This window comes from Paenibacillus sp. FSL P4-0176 (genome assembly GCF_037975265.1).
GTDB classification, from domain to species: domain Bacteria; phylum Bacillota; class Bacilli; order Paenibacillales; family Paenibacillaceae; genus Paenibacillus; species Paenibacillus amylolyticus.
The window spans coordinates 6503794-6526533 of record NZ_CP150242.1; the positions used below are offsets into that span (position 1 = coordinate 6503794).

A 22740-nucleotide genomic window follows, 5' to 3' on the forward strand; every position below is an offset into this window, starting at 1 on the left:
CGTTGAGAACAAAGTTCTCTGGCCTGCTTCTTTGTTGTACTGTTGTATCTGTAAGGGTACCTTATAGTAGCGGTGGTATTAACCGCGGTTCGTAATCCATTGCTCGGTGATCTCCAGTACCTTCTCACTGCGTCCAATCGCTTCAGCGACTTGACCCGAAGCAGTTCCGCCGTAAACATTACGAGCGTTAACTACCGCTTCCGGTTGCAGCACATCATAGATCCGGTCATCAAACAGTGGTGAGAACTGACGGAATTCATCAATCGTCAGATCCAGCAAATACTTGCTGTTCTGGATGCAGTACAGTACCGTTTTACCAATCACTTCATGCGCCTGACGGAAAGGCAAGCCTTCGCCCACGAGGAAGTCGGCAATATCCGTAGCGTTGGAGAAATCCTGGTTGACCGCTTGACGCATGCGATCCTTGTTCACTGTCATTGTCGCGATCATTGGAGCAAACAGTTGCAGTGCACCCTCCAGCGTCGCTACTGTATCAAACATGCCTTCTTTGTCTTCCTGCATGTCTTTGTTGTATGCCAGCGGAAGAGATTTCAGTACTGTCAGCAAACCGATCAGGTTACCGTACACACGTCCTGTTTTACCACGAACGAGTTCAGGAACGTCTGGGTTTTTCTTCTGAGGCATAATGCTGCTGCCTGTACAGAACGCATCGTCCAGTTCAACGAATCCAAACTCTGTGCTGCTCCACAGGACCAACTCTTCACTCAGACGGGACAAGTGAGTCATGATCAGCGAAGCGGCTGCCAGGAACTCAACGATAAAGTCACGGTCGCTTACTGCGTCCAGACTGTTCTCGTAAACCCCATCAAAGCCCAGTTGTTCCGCCACAAAATGACGGTCAATCGGGAATGTTGTGCCCGCGAGCGCACCTGCGCCCAGTGGCAGGATGTTAATGCGTTTGTAGCTGTCCATTAGACGCTCGGCATCCCGTTGGAACATGGATACATACGCCATCAGGTGATGAGCGAACAGGATCGGCTGTGCCCGTTGAAGATGCGTATAACCCGGTACAATCGTATCGAGGTTATCTTTCGCTTGTCCAATCAGTGCTTCCTGCAAGGAATGCAGCATGCCTACAAATCCAACCACGCGTTCGCGCAGGTATAGGTGCATATCCGTTGCTACCTGGTCATTCCGGCTACGGCCTGTATGTAATTTGCCGCCTACAGGGCCAATCGTCTCGATCAGGTTTTTCTCAATATTCATGTGGATGTCTTCATCCGATACGGAGAATTCCACTTCGCCCGCACGGATTTTGTGCAGAACGGTGATCAATCCTTCTTTGATGGTCTCTACATCTTCCGCTGGCAGAATGCCGCATTTGCCCAGCATCGTTACATGAGCCAGACTTCCTTGAATATCTTCCTCAGCCAAAGCCTTGTCAAAATTGATCGATGCCGTATATTCCTCAACCAAATGATTGGTTTGTTTTGTAAAACGTCCTCCCCACAGCTTGCTCACGGTGAGTACTCCCCTTTCGCTCATGGACAAAGCCGCTCCTGCCAGATGTGCAAGAACGGCCTGCCTTGTCATTTATATTGATATAGCTCTATAGATGCAGGTTGAAATTAGTTTTTGTTTTGCTCCACGCCGGAGTTTACTTTCAAACGCAGTGCATTCAGGCGGATAAAGCCTGTTGCATCACCTTGATCGTAGGCTTGCGTTGGATCAGCTTCCATCGTTGCGATGTCCGGATTGTAGAGGCTGACAGGACTTTTCACGCCTGCGCCGATGATGTTGCCTTTATACAGTTTCACACGAACTGTACCTGTAACGTTCTTCTGGCTTTCAGTCACCAGTGCTTGCAGCGCCAGACGTTCCGGTGCGAACCAGAAGCCGTTGTAAACGAGTGTGCTGTAACGTGTGATCAGGCTATCACGCAGGTTCATCACTTCACGGTCCATCGTGATGGACTCCATTTTGCGATGTGCGGTGAACAAGATTGTTCCACCTGGTGTTTCGTATACGCCACGGCTCTTCATACCAACAAAACGGTTCTCAACCATATCTACACGGCCAATACCATGTTTGCCACCCAGCTCGTTCAGTTGCTCCATCACTTGCAGTGGGCTCAAGCGCTCACCGTTCAGTGCAACACAGTCACCTTGTTCGAATTCCAGTTCAACATATTCCGCTTGATCTGGTGCATCTTCAGGTGCACTGCTCAGCAGGAACATGTCTTTGTTCTCGTCCGCGCTTGGATCGAACCAAGGATCTTCGAGCACACCGCTCTCATAGCTGATATGCAGCAAGTTACGGTCTGTGGAGTATGGTTTAGCCGCAGAAGCGGTTACCGGAATACCATGTTTCTCAGCGTACGCGATCATCTCGGCACGTCCCGGGAATTGGTTACGGAATTCTTCCAGACGCCAAGGTGCAATTACGTTAATGTCTGGTGTCAGTGCAGCCGCGTTCAACTCAAACCGAACTTGGTCATTTCCTTTACCTGTAGCGCCGTGAGCGATGGCTGTAGCACCTTCTGCACGAGCGATGTCCACCATACGTTTAGCGATCAGTGGACGAGCAATACTTGTGCCAAGCAGGTATTGTCCTTCATAGAGGGCACCTGCCTGGAACATCGGATAAATGAAATCTTTTGCGAATTCATCGCGTAGATCGTCGATGTATACTTTGGAAGCGCCTGTTGCCAGTGCTTTTTCCTCCAAACCGTCCAATTCATCCTTTTGTCCAATATCCGCTGTGAAAGCGATAATCTCTGCATCATATGTTTCTTTCAACCATTTCAAAATTACAGATGTGTCCAACCCGCCTGAATATGCGAGTACAATTTTTTCCTTAGCCATGTTCGATGGTCCTCCCCAAGATCAGTTAAGTTAAACAGAGCCTTCATACACTGAATCCTACGAGCCAGAAAATCCTTCCGATCACTGTTATCCCCAGATTTTTTTCATCCCTTTATGACAAAGGGTAAAATCCGGGGATAGCCTATGCTTCCGATGCAGCTTTCTTTCAAAAAGCTTTCAGGTGCACGCTTCGCTTCTTCAGGCTTTTTCTGTCTCTCCGTGTTTGTGTATGCTTCTTATTTAATTAACTTTTTAAAGTACATTATAGATGAATCTATCATCGCGAAATCTGCGCCTAAAATCAACCCATAAAGGCAAATAGCATCTATTCGCTCATTAATGCAGCCATTAAGGCTTTCTGTGCATGCAAGCGATTCTCCGCCTGATCAAAGATCAGGGAGTTCGGTCCGTCAATTACACCGGCACTCACTTCTTCGCCGCGGTGTGCTGGCAGACAATGCAAGAACATGTAGTCCGCCTTCGCGCCTTTCATCAGTTCCTCGTCCACTTGATATGCCGCAAATGCCTGCTCCCGAATCTTCTGCTCTTCTTCAAAGCCCATGCTCGCCCATACATCCGTATACACGATATCTGCATCTTTCGCAGCTTCCTGTGCACTGTAGGTTACAGTCACTTCAGAACCGCTCTCCTGTGCGATAATGCGTGCCTGCTCCACAACTGCGCTATCCGGCTCATAACCTTCTGGCGTTGCTACAGCAACATGCATACCCATCTTCGCTGCACCGAGCATCAGGGAGTGTGCCATGTTGTTGCCATCTCCGATGTAGGCCATTTTCAGACCTGCCAGCTTGCCTTTGTGCTCCAGCACCGTTTGGAAGTCTGCCAGTACCTGACAAGGATGCGCTGCATCGCTCAGGCCGTTAATAACTGGAACATCCGCATGCTCTGCCAGTTCAGTTACATTATGGTGTCCAAAGGTACGGATCATGATGCCGTCCAGGTAACGGGACAATACTTTGGCTGTATCATGTGTTGTTTCCCCGCGACCCAGCTGGATATCATTTTTGCTCAGGAAGAGCGCGTGTCCGCCCAATTGGAACATACCCACTTCAAAGGATACACGCGTACGTGTGGATGATTTTTCAAAAATAAGTCCGATCGTTTTGCCTTTCAACGGTTGAAAAGGTACACCGCTTTTTTGTTTGCCTTTAATCTCAATTGCGAGATCAAGCAGATAACGAATTTCCTCTGCTGTGTAGTCCGTGAATTCGATAAAATCCCGGCCTCTCAGATCAATCTTCTGAATCTTTTCCGTCTGTTGTGCTGTCATGTATAATGTCCTCCTTATTTCCGGTTCCCTGCACCCGCATGGGCAGAAGAGAGAGCACATTGACACTTTGTCTTGGTGCTTCTCAAGTTTATTCTTTTCCGCCTTCTGCAAGTTCACCGCGCGGCTACAGGGATTCATCATCTCGTTCTGCTTCGAGGCCGGGAATGGCCCCGAGACAGAAAGGTTATCATTTTTATGTTAGGCTTTCGCCGCTACGTGCTCTTCGATCAATGTGGCTACCAAGGATACCGCCTCGTCAATCTCTTCTTTGCTCACATACAGGTTTGGAAGCAAACGAATCACATTAGGTCCTGCAGAGACGAACAAAATACCGCGTTTTTGCCCAGCAAGCACAATATCACCTACCGGCTCAGCACATTCGATGCCGACCAACAATCCCAAGCCACGAACTTCCTTCACAAAGGAATTACCCGCTAAACGATTCCGCAGGGAGCTCATCAGGTATTCACCCATCTCCGCTGCACGCTCTGGCAAGCGATCTTCCAGCATCGTTTCAATTGTTGCTATCACAACGGATGAAGCAAGTGGTGTTCCGCCAAATGTTGTCGCATGGCTACCTGGCGTGAACGCATCCCGCAGGAAACCTTTACCCAGCATTGCGCCTACAGGGAAACCACTGCCGATACCTTTGGCAACGGTGAACACGTCTGGCTCAATGCCATAATGTTCGTGTGCGAATAGTTTGCCTGTACGTCCCATTCCGGTCTGTACTTCATCAACAATGAGCAACAACCCATGCTCGTCACACAATTTCCGTACATGTTTGACGAATTCCGGCTCAACCGGATATACACCACCCTCGGCCTGAACCATTTCCAGCATAATAGCTGCTGTGTTGGGTCCAATTGCCGCTTCAAGGGCAGGGATATCATGCAAAGGTACAGTTACAAATCCGGCTGGCAATGGCAAAAATCCTTCTTTCACCTTATCCTGTCCGGTTGCTGTCAGTGTAGCGAGTGTCCGTCCATGGAAGGACTGAGCAAATGTGATCACTTCATAGCGATCTGTACCCTTCACCTTCTGGTGATAACGACGTGCTACTTTAATAGCTGCTTCGTTCGCTTCGGCTCCACTGTTACAGAAAAACACTGCGTCAGCACATGTATTGGCTGTCAGCAATGCTGCTGCTTTCTCCTGGCCCGGAATCTGGAACAGGTTGGACACATGCCACAACTCATCAATCTGAGCTTTCAGCTTGGCTCCAACTTTCTCCGGTGCATGGCCCAGGCTAGTTACAGCGAGTCCGCACATGAAATCGAGATAACGGTTGCCCTGGTCATCCCACAACCAGCTGCCTTTACCTTTGACCAGACTGATTGGATAACGTGCATACGTTTGGAAAAGCGAGCTTTCCGTCTGTGCCGCTGCACCTGTTGCTGTTGCGCCCGCTACCGCTGTGCCAGAACCTGGCTGTTCGTTGCCTTTTGCCATGACCCTATCACTCCTTATTGGTTGGTGCAACGGCAATTATATAAGAGCTCTTATTTACACTAGATCACTCCGATTGCGGAACCATCTTCCGAACGTATGCATACTCCTCTTCGATGACAGAACAACCTTCCGATCGCTGTTATCCCTGGATTTTTTTTATTCCCCTTCAATGGGGAAAATCCTGTGATAAAGGCGCACGCTCCGCTTCTTCAGGTTATTTCTGTCCTCTCCGTTATGCATTTTTATTCTTCAGACTGGTTCTGCACCCTACGATATGTGAGTGTAATATTAGATTTCTTATATAAAAAAGCCGTGCACATATTTTTTTATTTAATATAAGGCTATTAAGACCCTAGCGCATCGAGAGCAAATTATTGCATACGGATGATTCTTGTTCCGATGATTTCTCCGCCGAGCACTCGGCTCAGGATCTGGGGTTCGCTGCCGTCTACGATGACGACCTCACGTACTTGACCATGGATACAAGCGATAGCTGCACGCACTTTGGGAATCATACCGCCATAGATTTCTCCGGTCTGGATCATGTCCTCAATCTCTTGTACAGATACGGATGGCAGTACTTTTTTCTCGCCGCCTACGTTCTTCATGATGCCAGGAACGTCTGTCACGACAATCATCCGGCTTACGCCGAGATGAGATGCCACTGCACCCGCAGCTGTATCTGCGTTAATGTTGTAGCGTTGTCCAGTTGCATCTACGCCAACCGGTGCGATAACTGGCATGTAACCCATGTTCACTATACCTTGAATAATCTCTGCGTTCACCCCAGTGACATCGCCTACCCAACCGATCTCTGCGTGGTTTGTAACAGGTTTAGCCTGGATCAGACCCCCGTCCACGCCGGACAAGCCTAGTGCACGACCACCAACACGTTGAATCAGACGTACGATCTGTTTGTTGATACTGCCCGCAAGCACCATCTCCACTACGTCCAGCACAGGTTCAGTCGTTTTGCGCAGGCCATTAACGAATTCGGTTTCGATACCAAGCTTCGCCAGGTTATCCGAGATCGCAGGACCTCCGCCATGCACGATTACCGGCTGCGTGCCCTGAGACTGCAGATCACGCAGATCCGCAAAGAAAGACTCGGGCAATGCCGCCAGCGTGCTGCCTCCACATTTCATGACAAACATCTGTTTCTCTGTGCTCGCTTCCGTTGCGGTACTCTCGTTTGGCATTGTTGAATTCATGAGGGCAAGCTCCTATCATAGTAAAAATTATATTCAAAAAAATATAACACTTTTATAAGGTCATAAAGGCTGGTAGGAGTCCATTCCGAATTCGGATTGTTCTTTCAATCGCTGTTGTCTCCAGGTTTCTTGAATTATCCCTATATAGGGGAACACCCGGAGACAAAGGCGACCGCTCCGCTTCTGCAGAATCAATTCCGTCTTCTCCATTACTATCGCTATATGTCCAACACCAAACAACAAGTTTAAATTTCATTGATAATTTTTGAAACATCTCACGAAACAGCTTCACAATAGAAGACAGCTGTTTCGCAAAACCTTTACCCCAAAGGTTTATTACGTGCGGTATGCTGCGTTAATTCGGACGTAGTCATACGTCAGGTCACAGCCCCAGGCTGTTGCTGTTCCTTCGCCGTGGTGCAAATCCACCACGATGCGAACTGTATCAGTCTGCAAATAGGCCAATGCCGCTTCTTCGTCAAACACGACTGGGCGGGACTGCGCAAGTACCGAAATATCTCCCAAACGGATATCTACGGTATCCGGGTTCACCGGCTGTCCTGCACGCCCTACGGCTGCAATAATCCGTCCCCAATTGGCGTCAGCGCCAAACATGGCTGATTTCACAAGACTCGAACCGATGACAGTTTTCGCGATTGCTTGCGCGGATTCATCACTTACCGCACCTGTAACTTCTACCTCAACCAGTTTGGTTGCTCCTTCACCATCACGAGCAATAGCTTTAGCCAGCACTTGGCATACATAGGTAAATCCAGCTGCAAAAGCGTCCCAATCCGGGTGCTCCATCGTCAGCTCTTCATTGCCTGCATAACCACTGGACATAGCTACCAGCATGTCGTTTGTACTTGTATCCCCATCAACGGTAATCATGTTAAATGTATGATTGGTTGCCTGGCGCAGCAAGCGCTGCAACGCTTCTGCACCAATGACCGCGTCAGAGGTCATGAAAGCGAGCATTGTCGCCATATTCGGATGAATCATACCCGAGCCTTTGGCGGCTCCCGCAATCGTAACCGTCTTACCGTTAACTATAACGGAGACGCAAGCTTCCTTTTTCACCAAATCCGTTGTCAGAATCGCTTGTGAAAATTGTTCCGCCTCATTCGATTCCTTACCCATATGCGCTGGAAGTCCGGTGATGCCTGAATGTACAGCATCCATTTTGAGCAATTCCCCAATGACACCTGTGGATGCCACAGCCACGTCTTCTTCTGCCACACCCAACTCACGCGCAGCCGCCGAACGCATCGCATAAGCATCTTCTTCCCCTTGTTGCCCTGTACATGCATTGGCATTACCACTGTTAACGATAACAGCCTGAAGGCGTCCGTTGCTCAAGCTTTCGCGCGTTACTTTGAGTGGTGCCGCCTGAAACACGTTCGTTGTGTATACAGCAGCAGATGTAGCCGGTACATCACAGCGGATCGCTCCGATGTCATTACGAGATGTCTTTTTCAATCCGCAGTGAAGTCCACCAGCAGTGAATCCCCCAGGGGTTACAATTGTTCCGTTCTCAACCACGGTAAAAGTATGTTGCTCCACATTCGTTCCCATATCATATCCCCCGTATGCGTTCAGCTATATGCTGATGATCCGCCTGCTTAACCTGATCCGTTCTCCCTAGAAGACTCTGAGAGAGCACTCTTACACCGAATGTCCCAGTGCTCCTCCTGAATTCCAATCCCTTATGGATATACCGGTGTCATGTTCAGCCCGAGGTTCTCCTCCCATCCCATCATCAGGTTCATATTTTGAATCGCTTGCCCGGAAGCACCCTTCACCAGGTTGTCGATGACCGAAATAATCGTTAAACGCCCTGTGCGAGAATCCACCGCAAATCCGATATCACAATAGTTGGATCCGTACACTTCTTTGGTCGAAGGCCAGATGCCCGGTTCACGTACACGTACGAAAGGTCGGTTCTCATAATATTTGCGGTACAAATCCACGATCTCCCGGTCGCTGTGTTCCCCAACGAGGTTTGCATACATCGTACTCATAATTCCACGTGTCATTGGCACCAGATGTGTTGTGAAAGTAACCGTAACAGGCGTTCCCGTTATACTGCCAAGCACTTGTTCGATCTCGGGAATATGTTGATGTTTATTCAGTTTATAGGCTTTTAAATTCTCATTCATCTCTGCATAATGATTTGTCAGACTTGTTCCGCGTCCTGCTCCAGATACGCCTGATTTGGCATCAATTATAATAGTAGAAGGATCAATCCAGCCTGCCTCTACTGCAGGGATCAGTCCAAGAAGTGTAGCCGTTGGATAACAACCTGGGTTGGATATAAAATTCTGCCCCTTCACTTCTTCGCCATACACCTCAGCCATGCCGTATACCGCTTGTTCCAGCAAATCAGCTGGAGGCGCCGGATGTTTGTACCACTCTTCGTACACTGTTCCATCCTTAAGTCTGAAATCGCCAGACAGGTCAATCACCTTAAGTCCTGCTGCCAGCAGGCTTGGTACGAGCTTAGCACTTACGCCGGACGGGGTCGCTGTGAATACCAGATCCGCACGACTCGCAATTTCAGCCGGATCTACACCGTCGAGTGGCCTGTGAATCACGCCCGTCAAATGCGGAAATCCATCTGCGATGGACTCACCACTGCTCGATGATGAGATCACCGATGTGATTTCAACCAGCGGATGGTTCTGGAAAAAACGAATCAGCTCCACCCCGCCGTAGCCGGTGGAACCGACGATTGCTACTTTTAATTTGTTATTCACTCTCGCTCCCCCAATCTCGATGTATGCGCTACTTGTGCTATGTCCTTGCCTGAAGGATACTTGAACACAGCAATTCCGTCGCTTATATGCATATTTGTGTATTATTATACGACTCTGGTTATATAAATACAACACTCTATCATCAATTTCACATGGATTTTCATCCAATCCGAACATATCTTTTTTTCTCATCCGGGACGAATAGGTATACATCTGTTAAAATACGTATTAGTAGGAAACATTACAATCAGGGTCTCATTCATAACTAACCTGCTATCAAGGACATATGAATAGATTCATGATGGTCATTATGAGACGTGGGGGACTATAGTGCATATCGAATCCATTTTACTTATTGTACTCCTTGGCCTGAATATTATTTTTGCCGCAGCAGTCGTTTTCTTCGAACGGAAGGATGCCAGCGCTTCCTGGGCTTGGCTGCTCGTCTTGAACTTTATTCCGGTGTTTGGGTTTGTACTTTATCTTTTAACCGGTCAGAACCTGACCCGATATCGGCTTTTCCAGTGGAAAGAACGTAAGAAGCTCGGTCTTGAGGAACGTATTGAAGCCCAGCTCATGCAGCTACACGATAATCGCACCCCTTTCCGCAACCAAGCAACCGAGACTAGCCAGGATATGATCTATATGAACCTGAAGCAGAACGGAGCTCTGGTGACGGAAGATAATGCGGTCGAGATCATTACGGATGGAACAGATAAATTCCAGCGGCTCTTGGACGACATCGAAGCGGCTCAGGATCACGTGCACGTACAATACTACATTTATAGAGGCGACCGTCTGGGCAAAAGAATTCGAGATGCACTCATCCGCAAAGCGCGGGAAGGCATCAAAGTTCGTTTACTGTATGACGCGCTCGGATCACGGCGGGTATCAAAACGCTTTTTCAAAGAATTGCGCGAAGCAGGCGGTTTGGTTGAAGTCTTTTTCCCATCCAAATTCAGTCTGATCAACTTACGTATGAACTACCGGAACCACCGTAAGATTGTCATCATCGATGGTAACTTGGGGTACACGGGCGGATTTAACGTTGGAGATGAGTATCTTGGCTTGAACTCGAAATTCGGTTACTGGCGTGACACACATCTGCGTATTCAGGGGAATGCCGTTCATGCGCTGCAGACCCGTTTTCTCTTGGATTGGAATGAAGCGTCCAAGCAACACGACACACCTTATGTTCCGGCGCATTTCCCTCATATTGAGGGTACAGGAAAGATTGCCATGCAGATTGTCTCCAGTGGACCGGATGCAGAGACTGAACATATCAAGAACAGTTATCTTAAGATGATTAACGGGGCCAAACAATCGATTCTGATTCAAACGCCTTATTTTATCCCGGATGCCAGTGTATTCGAAGCTATTCGTCTCGCGTGTCTGTCCGGCATAGATGTTCGCATCATGATTCCAAATAAACCCGACCACGCCTTTGTATATTGGGCTACGTTATCTTATATTGGTGAGTTGCTAAAAGTGGGCGCCAAAGTATTTATATATGATAATGGCTTCATTCATGCCAAAACACTTATCATTGACAGTTTGGTTGCATCCGTGGGAACCGCCAATATTGACTACCGCAGTTTCCGGTTAAACTTTGAGGTTAACGCCTTTATGTATGATGAAGCGATTGCGACAGCACTTGTACAAACCTTTGAGCACGACCTGCATGTATCGCGGGAAATGACGCTCGATGAATACCAAAAACGTAGTCTCATTATCCGCTTCAAAGAAGCCATTTCCCGTCTGCTATCTCCGATTTTGTAGTGGTGGCACTCCGATGACAGAACATCCTTCCGATCGCTGTTATCCCCAGATTTTTTTGATTCCCTATTCTAAAGGGGAAAATCCGGGGATAAAGGCGAACGTTCCACTTCTTCAGGATATTTCTGTCCTCTCCGTTATGTGAAATGTTAAGTTGAACTTTTAATAATAGAAAAGCAGGTACTCCCTCTCCGTTATTTCAGAGGAGGGCGTACCTGCTTTTTTTCTTAAATTTTCAAACTTATGAGCCTATATTGGCTCACTCATTATATTTCCAACCAGTTCACACATGCTCTCCCCGCTTAAAGCCTTCGCCGAGCACTTCGTGCGCGTTACTGATAATGACAAATGCTCCCGGGTCCACAGACCGGATCAACGCTTTAAGTCTTGGTACCTCATTCTGTCCAACCACGACCATCAGTACCGTTCGTTGATCATCGGTGTAACCGCCTTTGGCTTCCAGCTTTGTTAATCCGCGATCCAAGTCATCCAGAATCACTTTGCTAATCGCTTCGGTCTGGTTGGAGATAATATAAGCCACCTTTGAAAAGCCCAGCCCCATCTCAACAGCATCGATCACTTTACCAGTAACATACAACCCAATCAGCGCATAGAGGGACTGCTCCAACGACAATACAAAAGCAGCCATAATAATAACCGTAGCATCCATGATGACTACACACAGCGAGTAACTCAATCCACTGTATTTCTGTACGATTCTGGCAAGAATGCTCATGCCACCTGTTGATCCTCTACCTCGGTATACAATTCCAATCCCTAAACCAACACCAATCCCACCATACAGTGAACCAAGTAGCGGATTCGTTGTTGGAATGGTCCAATCCTTCGTGAGATAAACTAACAGTGGCAGGACAATACTGCCCAATACCGAGCGAACACCATACTGCTTGCCAATGAGCAGGAAACCCGCAATCAAAAGTGGGATATTAATTGCCCATTGGGTATATGCCGGCTCCCAATTAAGCCATTCCTTGCCCAGAATTGATAACCCGGACACCCCACCCGAAGCGATCTGATTTGGTAATAAAAATAAATTAAAGGCCACTGCAATTAAAAACGAACCTACAATGATAGATACCGTATCCACGACGTTTCTCCATGGACCATTGAGTGGAATGAGGCTAGTTATCCTCTTTTTGCGATTATTGTGAAGTTGTGATCGTTGTTGCATGTTCTCGCGCTCTCCTTTTATGTGACTGATCAGTTGTTCGCTCATTTTTTCTATCCTATAAAATTATTCAAAAAAAAGCTCCCGTATACACCAGCATACGCCTACACGTATGGGTCCATACAGGAACTTATATTAATCGGTTTCTACTTTAATCTGGCTACGCAAATAACCATCGATGAATGCATCGAGGTCGCCGTCCATTACTGCCCCTGTATTTCCAGTCTCTACGCTTGTACGGTGATCCTTTACCATACTATAGGGATGGAACACATAGGAGCGAATCTGGCTACCCCATGAAATATCCGACTGATCTCCTCGGATTTCATCCAGCTGTTGTTTTTGCTCTTCAATTTTACGCTCATACAATTTCGAACGAAGCATCTTCATCGCCCGCTCACGGTTCTTGATCTGTGAACGTTCATTCTGACACGTTACAACTACACCTGTCGGAAGGTGGGTAATCCGCACGGCTGAGTCGGTGGTATTGATATGCTGTCCACCCGCGCCACTCGCACGGTAGGTATCAATCTTGAGATCCTCTGTTCGAATGTCCAATTCAATCGTATCATCAATCTCAGGAACCACATCACATGATACGAAGGACGTATGTCTACGGCCCGATGAGTCAAAAGGAGAGATCCGCACCAGTCGGTGTACACCCTTCTCGGCTTTCAGATAACCATAAGCATTGTGCCCCTTGATCGATAGCGTGACGCTCTTGATCCCCGCCTCATCTCCTGGCAGATAATCCAGCACCTCAACCTTGAAGCCACGCTTCTCGGACCAACGTGTGTACATCCGCAGTAACATTTGTCCCCAGTCCTGTGACTCGGTACCACCTGCGCCCGGATGAAGCTCTAGAATGGCATCCATCTTATCATACGGCTGGTTCAGGAGCAGCTGAAGTTCGAACTCTGCCACCTTGCTCACGATCGCTGTGACGCTTCTACCGATCTCTGCAGCGAGGTCTTCGTCGCCTTCCTCGTCAGCCAGTTCTACCATCATCACCGCATCATCATAATCCTGTTGGAGTTTGGTGTATTGATCCACAGATCCCTTCACCGCATTTAGCTCAGCGATTACGGATTGCGCCTTGTCACTGTCATCCCAGAAATCGGGGGCAGACATCTTCACTTCGAAGTTGCCAATCATCTCTTGCTTCAGATCTAAGTCAAAGAGACCCCCTAAGGTTGGTTAGTTTCTTGCCTATTTCACGCAGGTCATGCTTCACGTTTGGATCGATCATGTGCAATTCCTCTTTTCATTAAGATAAGCTCCCCGCATCCAGGGCATTCCTCCAGATCAAGTATCCGATGCGTTACCCTGGTGTTGAGACTACTGTTGTATCAGTATATCTCTTCCCCGTGATCATGGTCATATTATTATAACTATGCACCATTAATCGGTTTTGCATCCTTCACTTCATCCTATGGAATACCCGGCTGCAAGGAGCCATTCATGTCATTCGTGTATAAATGAACCCTTTAACTACTCTTGACCGTGGCAGTGTTTGAACTTCTTACCACTACCGCATGGGCATGGATCGTTACGTCCGATTTGGTCAGAAACCTTCACTGGACGTTTCTCAGCAGGTTCACCGCTTGTCGAGATCTGACTTTCCTCTACAACCGCTTGACGCTCCTGATTGCTCTCGATCTGTGCTCTCATCACATAAGTCGCTACTTCTTCTTGAATCGAAGCGATCATTTGATGGAACATTTCGAAGCCTTCGAACTGGTATTCACGCAGTGGATCTGTACCGCCGTAGGCACGAAGGTGGATTCCTTGACGCAATTGATCCATTGCATCAATATGATCCATCCACTTGCTGTCTACTGCACGGAGCACAACCACTTTCTCGAACTCACGAACCATCTCTTCGCCAATTCGCTCTTCACGTGCATTGTACTTGTTCTGAACTTTCGTGAACAGGAACTCGATGATCTCTTCTGCTTCCTTACCCCACAGATCATCTTTAGTTATGGAACCATCGTCCAGCAATTTGCTGTTCATGTAATCAGCAACTTCCTGAAGCTCCCAGTTTTCCGGGATATCGTCACTACAATGTGCTTCAACGATACGTTCAATGGAAGGCTTGATCATATCCATAACGATCTGTTTGATATTTTCGGACTCCAGTACCTCGCGGCGCTGTTTATATATAATTTCACGTTGTTGGTTCATTACATCATCATATTGGAGAACGACTTTACGCACGTCAAAGTTGTTACCTTCAACACGCTTCTGCGCTGATTCTACTGCACGGGTAATCATCCGGCTCTCGATCGGTTGGTCTTCTTCAAAACCAAGGCGCTCCATCATGTTCAATACATTATCTGCACCGAAACGTCTCATCAATTCATCACCCAGTGACAGGTAGAATTGTGTTGAACCCGGGTCACCTTGACGTCCTGCACGACCACGCAGCTGATTATCAATCCGGCGTGATTCGTGACGCTCAGTACCGATGATATGAAGGCCGCCTACTTCAGCTACACCTTCACCCAAGATAATATCCGTACCCCGTCCAGCCATGTTGGTTGCAATCGTTACTGCACCCGCTTGTCCAGCTCCTGTGATGATCTCTGCTTCTTCCGCGTGGTACTTGGCGTTCAGTACTTGGTGTTTGACACCACGGCGCTTAAGCATGTCAGACAGGCGTTCAGAGTTCTCAATGGACACTGTACCTACCAGAATCGGTTGATTCTTACTGTGGCGTGCCACGATCTCTTCTACAACGGCATTGAACTTGCCATCGATGCTCTTGTACACGACATCTGCCATGTCATCCCGCTTGTTTGGGCGGTTGGTTGGAATTTGCAGTACTTCGAGACCGTAGATTTTTTTAAACTCTTCTTCCTCGGTTTTCGCTGTACCCGTCATACCCGCAAGTTTACGGTACATCCGGAAATAGTTCTGGAAGGTAATCGTAGCAAGCGTCATGCTCTCGTTTTGTACTTCAATGCCTTCTTTGGCTTCAATCGCTTGGTGCAATCCATCACTGTAACGACGTCCAGACATCAGACGACCTGTGAATTCATCGACGATCATGACTTCCTCATCACTGACCACATAATCCACGTCACGACGCATGATTGCATTTGCTTTCAAGCCCTGTACAATGTGATGGTTGAGAGTTACATTGGCATGATCATACAAGTTCTCGATACCAAATGCTTTCTCTGCTTTTGCCACGCCCGCCTCAGTCAACGCTACGGATTTCACCTTAATGTCTACCGTAAAGTCTTCTTCCGGCACCAAACGTTTCACAAAACGATCTGCTGCATAGTACATATCCGTCGACTTCTGAGCTTGTCCAGAGATAATGAGTGGCGTACGCGCCTCATCGACCAGGATGGAGTCTACTTCATCAATGATACAGAAGAACAATGGACGTTGTACCATTTGCTCTTTGTACAGAACCATGTTGTCACGCAGATAGTCAAATCCAAACTCGTTGTTCGTTCCGTACGTAATATCACATGCATATGCATGTTGTTTCAAAGCATGGTCCATACCGCTCAGGTTAACCCCTACCGACATGCCCATGAATTCATAGATTTGTCCCATTTCCTGGCTATCCCGCTGTGCCAAGTAGTCATTGACCGTGACCACGTGAACACCTTTGGACATCAACGCGTTCAGATATACCGGAAGTGTTCCTACCAGCGTTTTACCTTCACCCGTTTTCATCTCGGAAATACGGCCTTCATGCAGAGCGATACCACCCAGCATCTGTACATCGTAGTGGCGTTTGCCCAGTACACGGCGTGAAGCCTCACGTACGGTTGCAAATGCCTCTGGAAGAAGCTCATCTGTTGTTTCTCCCTTTTCAATACGAGCACGGTATTCGTCCGTTTTACCTTTCAGTTGTTCATCAGACAACGCCTGAAATTGTGGTTCCAGTTTATTGATCACATCGACCGTCTTCATCAGACGTTTAACATCACGTTCATTCATGTCGCCGAAGATCTTTTTGACAAGTCCTAGCATGGTATACCCCTTTCGTGCAAAACAGAATAGACCCCCTGTTGCCGCCACGCGACACCATCGGATGGATATTGCATCCACTTGCCCGGGGGTGACAAACAATATAAAAAGTAATATGGATGAATCAACTCCAGGCTTGCCAAGGGTTCTCATGAAGCTGATTCGGTATTCAAACGGATTCGGTTATTAAAAATCTAGCCGAAGCCCGAGCCTTGCGAATCATGTTCATGGTGCTGTGCCTGTCATTGATTATGATTAGCGATCATTCGTTGACAATTCCTCATCAGGACAATGATTCTCTTTGCATAAATTGTAACAGTTTGTAAGAGCCGCCGCAACACGCCACGGCACACTTCTTTGAACTTCTGAGACATATCAAACCGAGTTTAAGTGCAAAAAATCATAGTCGTTAGCGGAAGCGTCCGATTGTCATGTTTCGTTTTGCAGGATAGACAGCTCTGTCAACGAATTTTGATGGTAAATTTGGATGGAAATCTCATATCCAGTTCTCAAATGTAGGCGTACGAATATTTTCGTGAACATCCGAATCTGGTGATAAACTTGTACCAATTATGATTATTCTTACTATCTATTAGACGCAGCAGCATAGGGAATAGTTTCACCATTTTATTTCCAAAGGTCATTTCCCAGCTCCTCTACGCACAAAAGAGCCCCATCCCTAAGGGATGGAAGCTCTTGTTAAGTCTAATCCAGGGAACTACAGTCCCTGTCTTCATTATTATCAGATATTCATATGCAAGTTCGATCCGGTGATCCTGTACGTTAAGATTAACCTTGTTCGATCAATCCGTACTTACCATCGTTCCGTTTGTAAACAACGCTAACTTCTTCACTGTCAATGTTGGAGAATACGAAGAAATTGTGACCAACCATGTTCATTTGGAGGATGGCCTCTTCCACGTCCATTGGTTTCAACATAAAGCGTTTCGTACGTACAACTTCCAGATCATCGTCATCCGTGTCCGCATCCAGTTCAGCTGTAGCTACAGTACCTGTTGGATCTTCAACGAAGAGTGTCTTCAGGCTACCTTCCTGGCGGAACTTACGGTTAATTTTTGTTTTGTGTTTGCGGATCTGACGTTCCAGCTTGTCCACCACGGAGTCAATGGATGCGTACATATCGTCGCTCTCATCCTCGGCGCGGAGCACAATGCCTTTCAAAGGGATCGTCACCTCTACCGTATGCAAACCTCTCGTCGTGCTCAATGTAACAGCACCGTCAGAGTTAAGGGGTGCATCGAAATACTTCTCGAGTCTACTCAACTTTTTGTCGACATAATCCTTCAAAGCATCAGTAACCTCGATTTGTTGACCTCGAATACTTAAATTCATAGGGCACTCCTCCTTTTTCCTTTGCCACTTCATTATAACACGAATGTAAGCGCCATGTAAAAACTCCCGGTGACCGAATAATGACATCTGTTCAAGCCACATCTGCCAACGTAGGCATAACGCCATATTTCGCGATATTTCATCATATTCAGCCATAATCGAATATTTACTTGGTATGAATTATTAGGCGCTTGATGATGTATTTAACCGTTTTTGGGCCAGCTCAATCTAATATGTAAAATGAACTTCAATCTATCTATTGAATCTATTAAATTCAATAGAAAAATGTTACTCGGATGATTCTCAAATCTCTAATCTATTGAAACAAAAAAAGACCCCGGAAAGTACCGGAGTCTGATGCTAGCGATAATTCAATTTGGTAACCATCTAACCATATATGTAGGTCGGATTGTCCGGATGATTATAATTTGATTACGTTAGCTGCTTGCGGTCCACGCGCGCCTTCGACGATGTCGAATTCTACGGATTGACCTTCTTCCAAAGTTTTGAATCCTTCGGATTGAATTGCGGAGAAATGTACGAATACGTCGCCGCCGTCTTCAGTCTCAATGAAACCGTAACCTTTTTCTGCGTTGAACCATTTTACTTTACCTTGCATGCACTAACATTCCCTTCGTCATCAAATGAAGTGAAGCTTTCGGCCTTAACCTCTGCCCACAATTCAGATAATACCATCCAAAGTTATCCATTGTCAATTGGAAACGTAAATGTTTTCTTGGAATTTTTTGTAGATTAATTGGGGATTTTGGGGAATGGTTAGATCTCTAAAATGTTAGGTTTGGAGAATCATTCACGAACCTTTCACAGAGAAACTGTCGTACTCGGTTTGAAAACCCGTCATCTTTTTAATTTGATCTATAACCAAGTATTGATTTTCCTCTCCCATATTGGTATCAGAAGGCAGACAAATCCCATGGTTAAATAACATTTTACTCACATCTTCATTATCGTAATGACAGTAATAATCGGTCCCCTCAAAAATCGGCTGCAGATGAAGTGGCTTCCACACAGGACGGGACTCAATATTGTTTTCTTCCAAATGATTAATGATTGATTCAATATTATCGTTTTGTTTATCGTTATAGACCAAAGCTGTTGTTAACCAACGCGTTGAATTTCCATAACTAGCTTCTGGCATAAAATTAAAACTACCACTATCAGAGAGACTTCTAAAGTATCGGTCAAAAATCGTTCTTTTCTGTTCAATTCGCTGGTTTAGTACTTGAAGCTGGCCACGTCCAATACCTGCGAGCACATTGCTCAACCGATAATTGTAACCAATCTGACTATGTTGATAATGCTTAGCTATGTCCCTTGCTTGAGTAGCATAATATTTTGCTTTATTCAAGCTCTCAACATCATCTGAAACAAGCATTCCACCACCTGAGGTGGTTATGATTTTATTACCGTTAAACGAGTACACGCCAAACTTACCAATCGTTCCGCTCATTCGCCCCTTATATGTAGCTCCAAGCGATTCAGCAGCATCTTCAATAATAGGCACACCGTACCCATCGCATATTTTTTTTAGTGAATCGTAGTCTGCGCTTTGCCCATACAAGTTCACTATAATGACCGCTCTTGGTTTTTGACCTTTATCTGCATAAACCTTCATGGCACGCTCCAGAGCCAGTGGAGACATATTCCAGCTACCAGGTTCAGAATCAATAAATACAGGCGTTGCTTTCTGGTATAAGATTGGATTGGCACTGGCAACAAAGGTCAAAGAAGAACAAAAAACAATGTCTCCTGCTTGTACATTAAGCAGAACTAAAGCCAAGTGGATAGCAGCTGTTCCGGAACTTAAAGCAACGGCTCCTGCACTACCAACATAATCAGCCAGTTCCTGTTCAAAAGCATCTACGTTGGGTCCGAGCGGTGCAACCCAGTTACTCGTAAATGCTTCATTGATATATCGTTGTTCCAACCCGCTCATATGGGGAGAGGCCAAATAAATACGATTACGCTCTGACATGTGCTTTTCATCCCTTGCTTTTGAAATATTTATTGATTTTCGCTGGGCACCCTACAGCCAATACTTGCTCAGGAAGACTTTGAATAACAGCAGCTCCTGCACCCACAATAGTCCCTCTACCAACCTTAACTTGTGGAACTATACTCGCACCAACCCCAACATGAGCAGAATAACCGATCTCCACACCACCAGCCAGATGAACACCAGGTGACAAGTGGACGAAATCACCTATAAGACAATCGTGATCAACCGTAGCAGCCGTATTCACAATAACATGTCTACCTATGTGAGCATCAGCATTAATTACTGTATTAGCCATAATAACGGCTCCATCGCCTATGACAACATTAGATCCTATAATCGCAGTTGAGTGTATCGCTTTTCCAAATTGAACATTGCTCTGTTCAAAAATGTTAGCTAGTTTGACTCTTGTAGCATTATGCCCAATTGCTATGATATAGAGGCTTTGTGGATACTTAAGGTTAATCTTTTCTAGCCGGTCTAATCCACCGAGCAACGGGATTCCCCTCCAATCAGTCCCTCTCATATGATCATCCATAACTCCAATGATTTTTTCACCACATGAATGTAGGTTATCCAACACTACCTTTCCGTGACCACCCGCACCAAAGATAATATAGCCCAGAAAAAGACCTCCTTATTCATGCTAAAATACAAATACCACGGAGTGCCATTCACAATTAATACGTAATTGTTTTCTGAATCAGTTGTTCAGACCAACTAATATTCTTGAGAATATTGACGATGAGACTGCTTGTATTCTCTTTAGCATATACATTTTTTGTTTCAGAGATATCCTTCTGAAAGTCTGGTGATATTGCTTTTTCCAGTGCCATTTGAAGCTCAATATCGTCCTCTTGAATGTCAATCACGTTAGAAGAACGTTCTCTGTGCCCTTGTCGAACACCAATGTTAATAACTGGTTTATTAAATGAGGCGGCTTCAATGATTCCTGAGGATGAGTTCCCTACTAAAATCTCTGCATGCTTCAGCATCACCAGATAATCCAACGGCTCAAAATTGGTTATAAGATGCACACCAAGATTTCCAACAAACTGATTATAAATATCAACTAGTGCATCTGATCCTGCATCTGAGTTGGGCATAATACATATAATCTCGTATCCCTGGTTCAACAACACCTGCAGCATCCTAGCCAACATCTGCAAATTTGTTGATTGGGTAGTGACAGGATGATATGCAAATAAAACATATTTACTTTTTAGGTGAATATTGTATTTATTTGCGGTTTGCTCATAGTTAGGAAGTACAGTATTCATTATCGTTTCGATTCTGGGGGCGCCTACGACTTGAATTCTCCATGGATCCTCACCGAGTCTAATTAATCTTTCTTCACTCTTTTCGGTAGCGACCAGATGTATATGTGCCAATTTACTGATCGCGTGGCGAACGGATTCATCAATAGTGCCTGTCACTTCCCCCCCGTGCAGGTGGACGAGGGGAATATTAGTATGAGAAGCCACGATAGCTGCTGCAAGCATTTCTCCCCGATCTCCCAGCACTACAACCACATCTGGCTGAATGGTTTCCAACGCTTGAGTCATTCCGATAATAGCCAATCCTATAGAACGAGACATGTTGGCATGTGAGGAGCCTTGCAGCAGACAATCCACCTGTGCTGAGATTTGAAATCCATCTTGTCTTATCTGTTCCACGGTATTACCAAACTGTGGAGACAAATGCATGCCCGTTACTAAAAGATGCAGATCAAGGGTTTCTTCTGCATTAATCGCTTTTAAAACAGGATAATAAATGCCATAGTCGGCTCGAGTTCCGGTAACCACTACAATTTTTTTCATCGAAAATCTTCCCATGATAATAATTGATCTTCAACAATATCCTTGGTGAGTTTCTTACCAATAAATTCAGTATAAAATTTAGGTTCAATTCCTGTTCCAGGACGCTTAATATGAATATCTTTTTCTTGAAGTGTATCACCAGCTTGTAATGATCGGCCTGCAACAAGACTTTTCCTTGCAACTGCCTTAGTGTTTTCTTCAGATGGCATACAACGCTTAATTCCATTACCCAGTACCTTTTCCACTCTTCGAATGGCCTCGATCATAGTAGAGAACTCTGATGGTTCCAAAGATGCTAGGTGATCCGGGCCAGGAAGGCTACGATCCAATGTAAAGTGCTTTTCTATAATCTTTGCACCCATTGCTACAGCAGCAACAGCCACTTCAATACCATCTGTATGGTCGGAGTAACCAATGATTCTGCCAAATTCATCCGCCATTGCTTTCATTGCAAGTAGGTTAACGTCCTCTAAAGGAGCAGGGTAATCTGATGTACAATGGAGCAAAGAAACATTACTTTTTGTAAAAATTTTTATTGATTCCCTTATCTCATTCATATCAGACATACCAGTAGAAAGTATAATTGGTCGGCCATACTGATTAAGTTGCTGGAGAAAGGGAGTATTATTTAAATCGCCAGAGCTGACTTTAAAAGCATCCACTTCAATAGAATCTAAAAATTGAGCACTTTCCTCATCAAAAGGGGTTGAAAGAAAATCAATTCCTTTCTTGTCACAGTAATTTTTGATATCTATAAATTCGGAATGACTTAACTCCAATTTTTGTAGCATCTCCAATTGGCTGCCTGAAATCCCTGTGTTTTCAGCTTGGTATTCTGCCTTTTGAGCATGCCTAGTTACTAGTTTTTTGCTGTCAAACGTTTGGAACTTAACTGCGTCTGCCCCACATATCGCAGCTTGATCCACACACTGAAGCGCACGTTCCAAAGTTCCGTTGTGATTCACCCCTACTTCTGCAATAATATACACCGAACCAGCGTTAATTTTTGATAAATATTTGCCCATTCATGTATACTTCCTCTCTATCAAATTGATAC

At 45.9% G+C, this 22740-nt stretch carries 17 protein-coding genes; 1 reads left to right on the forward strand and 16 read right to left on the reverse strand.

Annotation, left to right across the window (positions count from 1 at the left end; all coding sequences use genetic code 11):
* Positions 1-78: 78 nt before the first annotated feature.
* From argH to argC, 7 genes are all read right to left on the reverse strand, one after another.
* The gene (gene argH, locus MKY95_RS29890) at positions 79-1482 is read right to left on the reverse strand and encodes an argininosuccinate lyase (RefSeq protein WP_036612430.1); all 1404 of its coding nucleotides are present in this window, start codon (positions 1480-1482) and stop codon (positions 79-81) included.
* Between the two features lie 107 nt (positions 1483-1589).
* Entirely contained in the window at positions 1590-2825 is a 1236-nt protein-coding gene (locus tag MKY95_RS29895) for an argininosuccinate synthase (RefSeq protein ID WP_017692004.1), read from the reverse strand.
* Between the two features lie 325 nt (positions 2826-3150).
* On the reverse strand, positions 3151-4116 hold the full coding sequence (gene argF / locus MKY95_RS29900; RefSeq protein WP_338707146.1) for an ornithine carbamoyltransferase: 966 nt from the start codon (positions 4114-4116) through the stop codon (positions 3151-3153).
* 198 nt (positions 4117-4314) lie between these two features.
* A complete protein-coding gene (locus tag MKY95_RS29905; RefSeq protein WP_169479733.1) occupies positions 4315-5568 on the reverse strand; it encodes an aspartate aminotransferase family protein in 1254 nt (417 codons plus the stop codon).
* Positions 5569-5939: 371 nt separating this feature from the next.
* The gene (gene argB / locus MKY95_RS29910) at positions 5940-6779 is read right to left on the reverse strand and encodes an acetylglutamate kinase (RefSeq protein ID WP_017692001.1); all 840 of its coding nucleotides are present in this window, start codon (positions 6777-6779) and stop codon (positions 5940-5942) included.
* Between the two features lie 336 nt (positions 6780-7115).
* The gene (argJ, locus tag MKY95_RS29915) at positions 7116-8342 is read right to left on the reverse strand and encodes a bifunctional glutamate N-acetyltransferase/amino-acid acetyltransferase ArgJ (RefSeq protein WP_339200072.1); all 1227 of its coding nucleotides are present in this window, start codon (positions 8340-8342) and stop codon (positions 7116-7118) included.
* A gap of 143 nt (positions 8343-8485) precedes the next feature.
* Positions 8486-9535: an N-acetyl-gamma-glutamyl-phosphate reductase gene (gene argC / locus MKY95_RS29920; RefSeq protein WP_076319192.1), complete on the reverse strand. Its 1050-nt coding sequence runs from the start codon at positions 9533-9535 to the stop codon at positions 8486-8488.
* A 330-nt stretch (positions 9536-9865) separates the two neighbouring features.
* On the opposite strand from argC, the gene cls reads away from it, so the two are divergent.
* Positions 9866-11314, forward strand: coding sequence for a cardiolipin synthase (cls, locus tag MKY95_RS29925; RefSeq protein WP_036612449.1), 1449 nt, complete (start codon positions 9866-9868; stop codon positions 11312-11314).
* A 280-nt stretch (positions 11315-11594) separates the two neighbouring features.
* Here the strand turns inward: cls and MKY95_RS29930 are convergent, their stop codons facing one another.
* The 9 genes from MKY95_RS29930 to neuB all read right to left on the reverse strand — a co-directional run bounded on the left by MKY95_RS29930 (position 11595) and on the right by neuB (position 22708).
* Positions 11595-12503, reverse strand: coding sequence for a YitT family protein (locus MKY95_RS29930; RefSeq protein ID WP_338707149.1), 909 nt, complete (start codon positions 12501-12503; stop codon positions 11595-11597).
* Between the two features lie 132 nt (positions 12504-12635).
* Positions 12636-13749, reverse strand: a protein-coding gene (gene prfB, locus MKY95_RS29935; protein WP_101313559.1) for a peptide chain release factor 2 whose coding sequence is annotated in 2 segments (ribosomal slippage) — positions 12636-13676 and positions 13678-13749 — 1113 coding nt in all. Because the reading frame shifts where the segments join, the coding sequence is not laid out codon by codon here.
* Between the two features lie 242 nt (positions 13750-13991).
* Positions 13992-16496, reverse strand: a complete 2505-nt coding sequence (gene secA / locus MKY95_RS29940) for a preprotein translocase subunit SecA (RefSeq protein ID WP_339195787.1) — start codon at positions 16494-16496, stop codon at positions 13992-13994.
* Positions 16497-17282: 786 nt separating this feature from the next.
* The gene (gene raiA, locus MKY95_RS29945; RefSeq protein WP_047840659.1) at positions 17283-17846 is read right to left on the reverse strand and encodes a ribosome-associated translation inhibitor RaiA; all 564 of its coding nucleotides are present in this window, start codon (positions 17844-17846) and stop codon (positions 17283-17285) included.
* 421 nt (positions 17847-18267) lie between these two features.
* Positions 18268-18465 (reverse strand): cold shock domain-containing protein, encoded by a 198-nt coding sequence (locus MKY95_RS29950; RefSeq protein WP_024631599.1) that lies wholly within the window; start codon positions 18463-18465, stop codon positions 18268-18270.
* Between the two features lie 192 nt (positions 18466-18657).
* A complete protein-coding gene (locus MKY95_RS29955) occupies positions 18658-19842 on the reverse strand; it encodes an aminotransferase class I/II-fold pyridoxal phosphate-dependent enzyme (protein ID WP_338707153.1) in 1185 nt (394 codons plus the stop codon).
* A gap of 7 nt (positions 19843-19849) precedes the next feature.
* Positions 19850-20488, reverse strand: coding sequence for an acetyltransferase (locus tag MKY95_RS29960; RefSeq protein WP_192135138.1), 639 nt, complete (start codon positions 20486-20488; stop codon positions 19850-19852).
* A gap of 55 nt (positions 20489-20543) precedes the next feature.
* Complete coding sequence (gene neuC / locus MKY95_RS29965; protein ID WP_192135048.1) at positions 20544-21683, reverse strand: UDP-N-acetylglucosamine 2-epimerase; 1140 nt, start codon at positions 21681-21683, stop codon at positions 20544-20546.
* Entirely contained in the window at positions 21680-22708 is a 1029-nt protein-coding gene (gene neuB, locus MKY95_RS29970; RefSeq protein ID WP_338707154.1) for an N-acetylneuraminate synthase, read from the reverse strand. Before neuB ends, neuC begins: the two co-directional genes overlap by 4 nt.
* Between the last annotated feature and the right edge of the window lie 32 nt (positions 22709-22740).

Coding starts and splice junctions, on each gene's coding strand:
- MKY95_RS29895 (WP_017692004.1), bottom strand. CDS start 2,825: ATGGCTAAGGAAAAAATTGTACTCGCATATTCAGGCGGGTTGGACACA.
- argF (WP_338707146.1), bottom strand. CDS start 4,116: ATGACAGCACAACAGACGGAAAAGATTCAGAAGATTGATCTGAGAGGC.
- MKY95_RS29905 (WP_169479733.1), bottom strand. CDS start 5,568: ATGGCAAAAGGCAACGAACAGCCAGGTTCTGGCACAGCGGTAGCGGGC.
- argB (WP_017692001.1), bottom strand. CDS start 6,779: ATGAATTCAACAATGCCAAACGAGAGTACCGCAACGGAAGCGAGCACA.
- MKY95_RS29930 (WP_338707149.1), bottom strand. CDS start 12,503: ATGCAACAACGATCACAACTTCACAATAATCGCAAAAAGAGGATAACT.
- secA (WP_339195787.1), bottom strand. CDS start 16,496: ATGCTAGGACTTGTCAAAAAGATCTTCGGCGACATGAATGAACGTGAT.
- raiA (WP_047840659.1), bottom strand. CDS start 17,846: ATGAATTTAAGTATTCGAGGTCAACAAATCGAGGTTACTGATGCTTTG.
- MKY95_RS29950 (WP_024631599.1), bottom strand. CDS start 18,465: ATGCAAGGTAAAGTAAAATGGTTCAACGCAGAAAAAGGTTACGGTTTC.
- MKY95_RS29955 (WP_338707153.1), bottom strand. CDS start 19,842: ATGTCAGAGCGTAATCGTATTTATTTGGCCTCTCCCCATATGAGCGGG.
- neuC (WP_192135048.1), bottom strand. CDS start 21,683: ATGAAAAAAATTGTAGTGGTTACCGGAACTCGAGCCGACTATGGCATT.
- neuB (WP_338707154.1), bottom strand. CDS start 22,708: ATGGGCAAATATTTATCAAAAATTAACGCTGGTTCGGTGTATATTATT.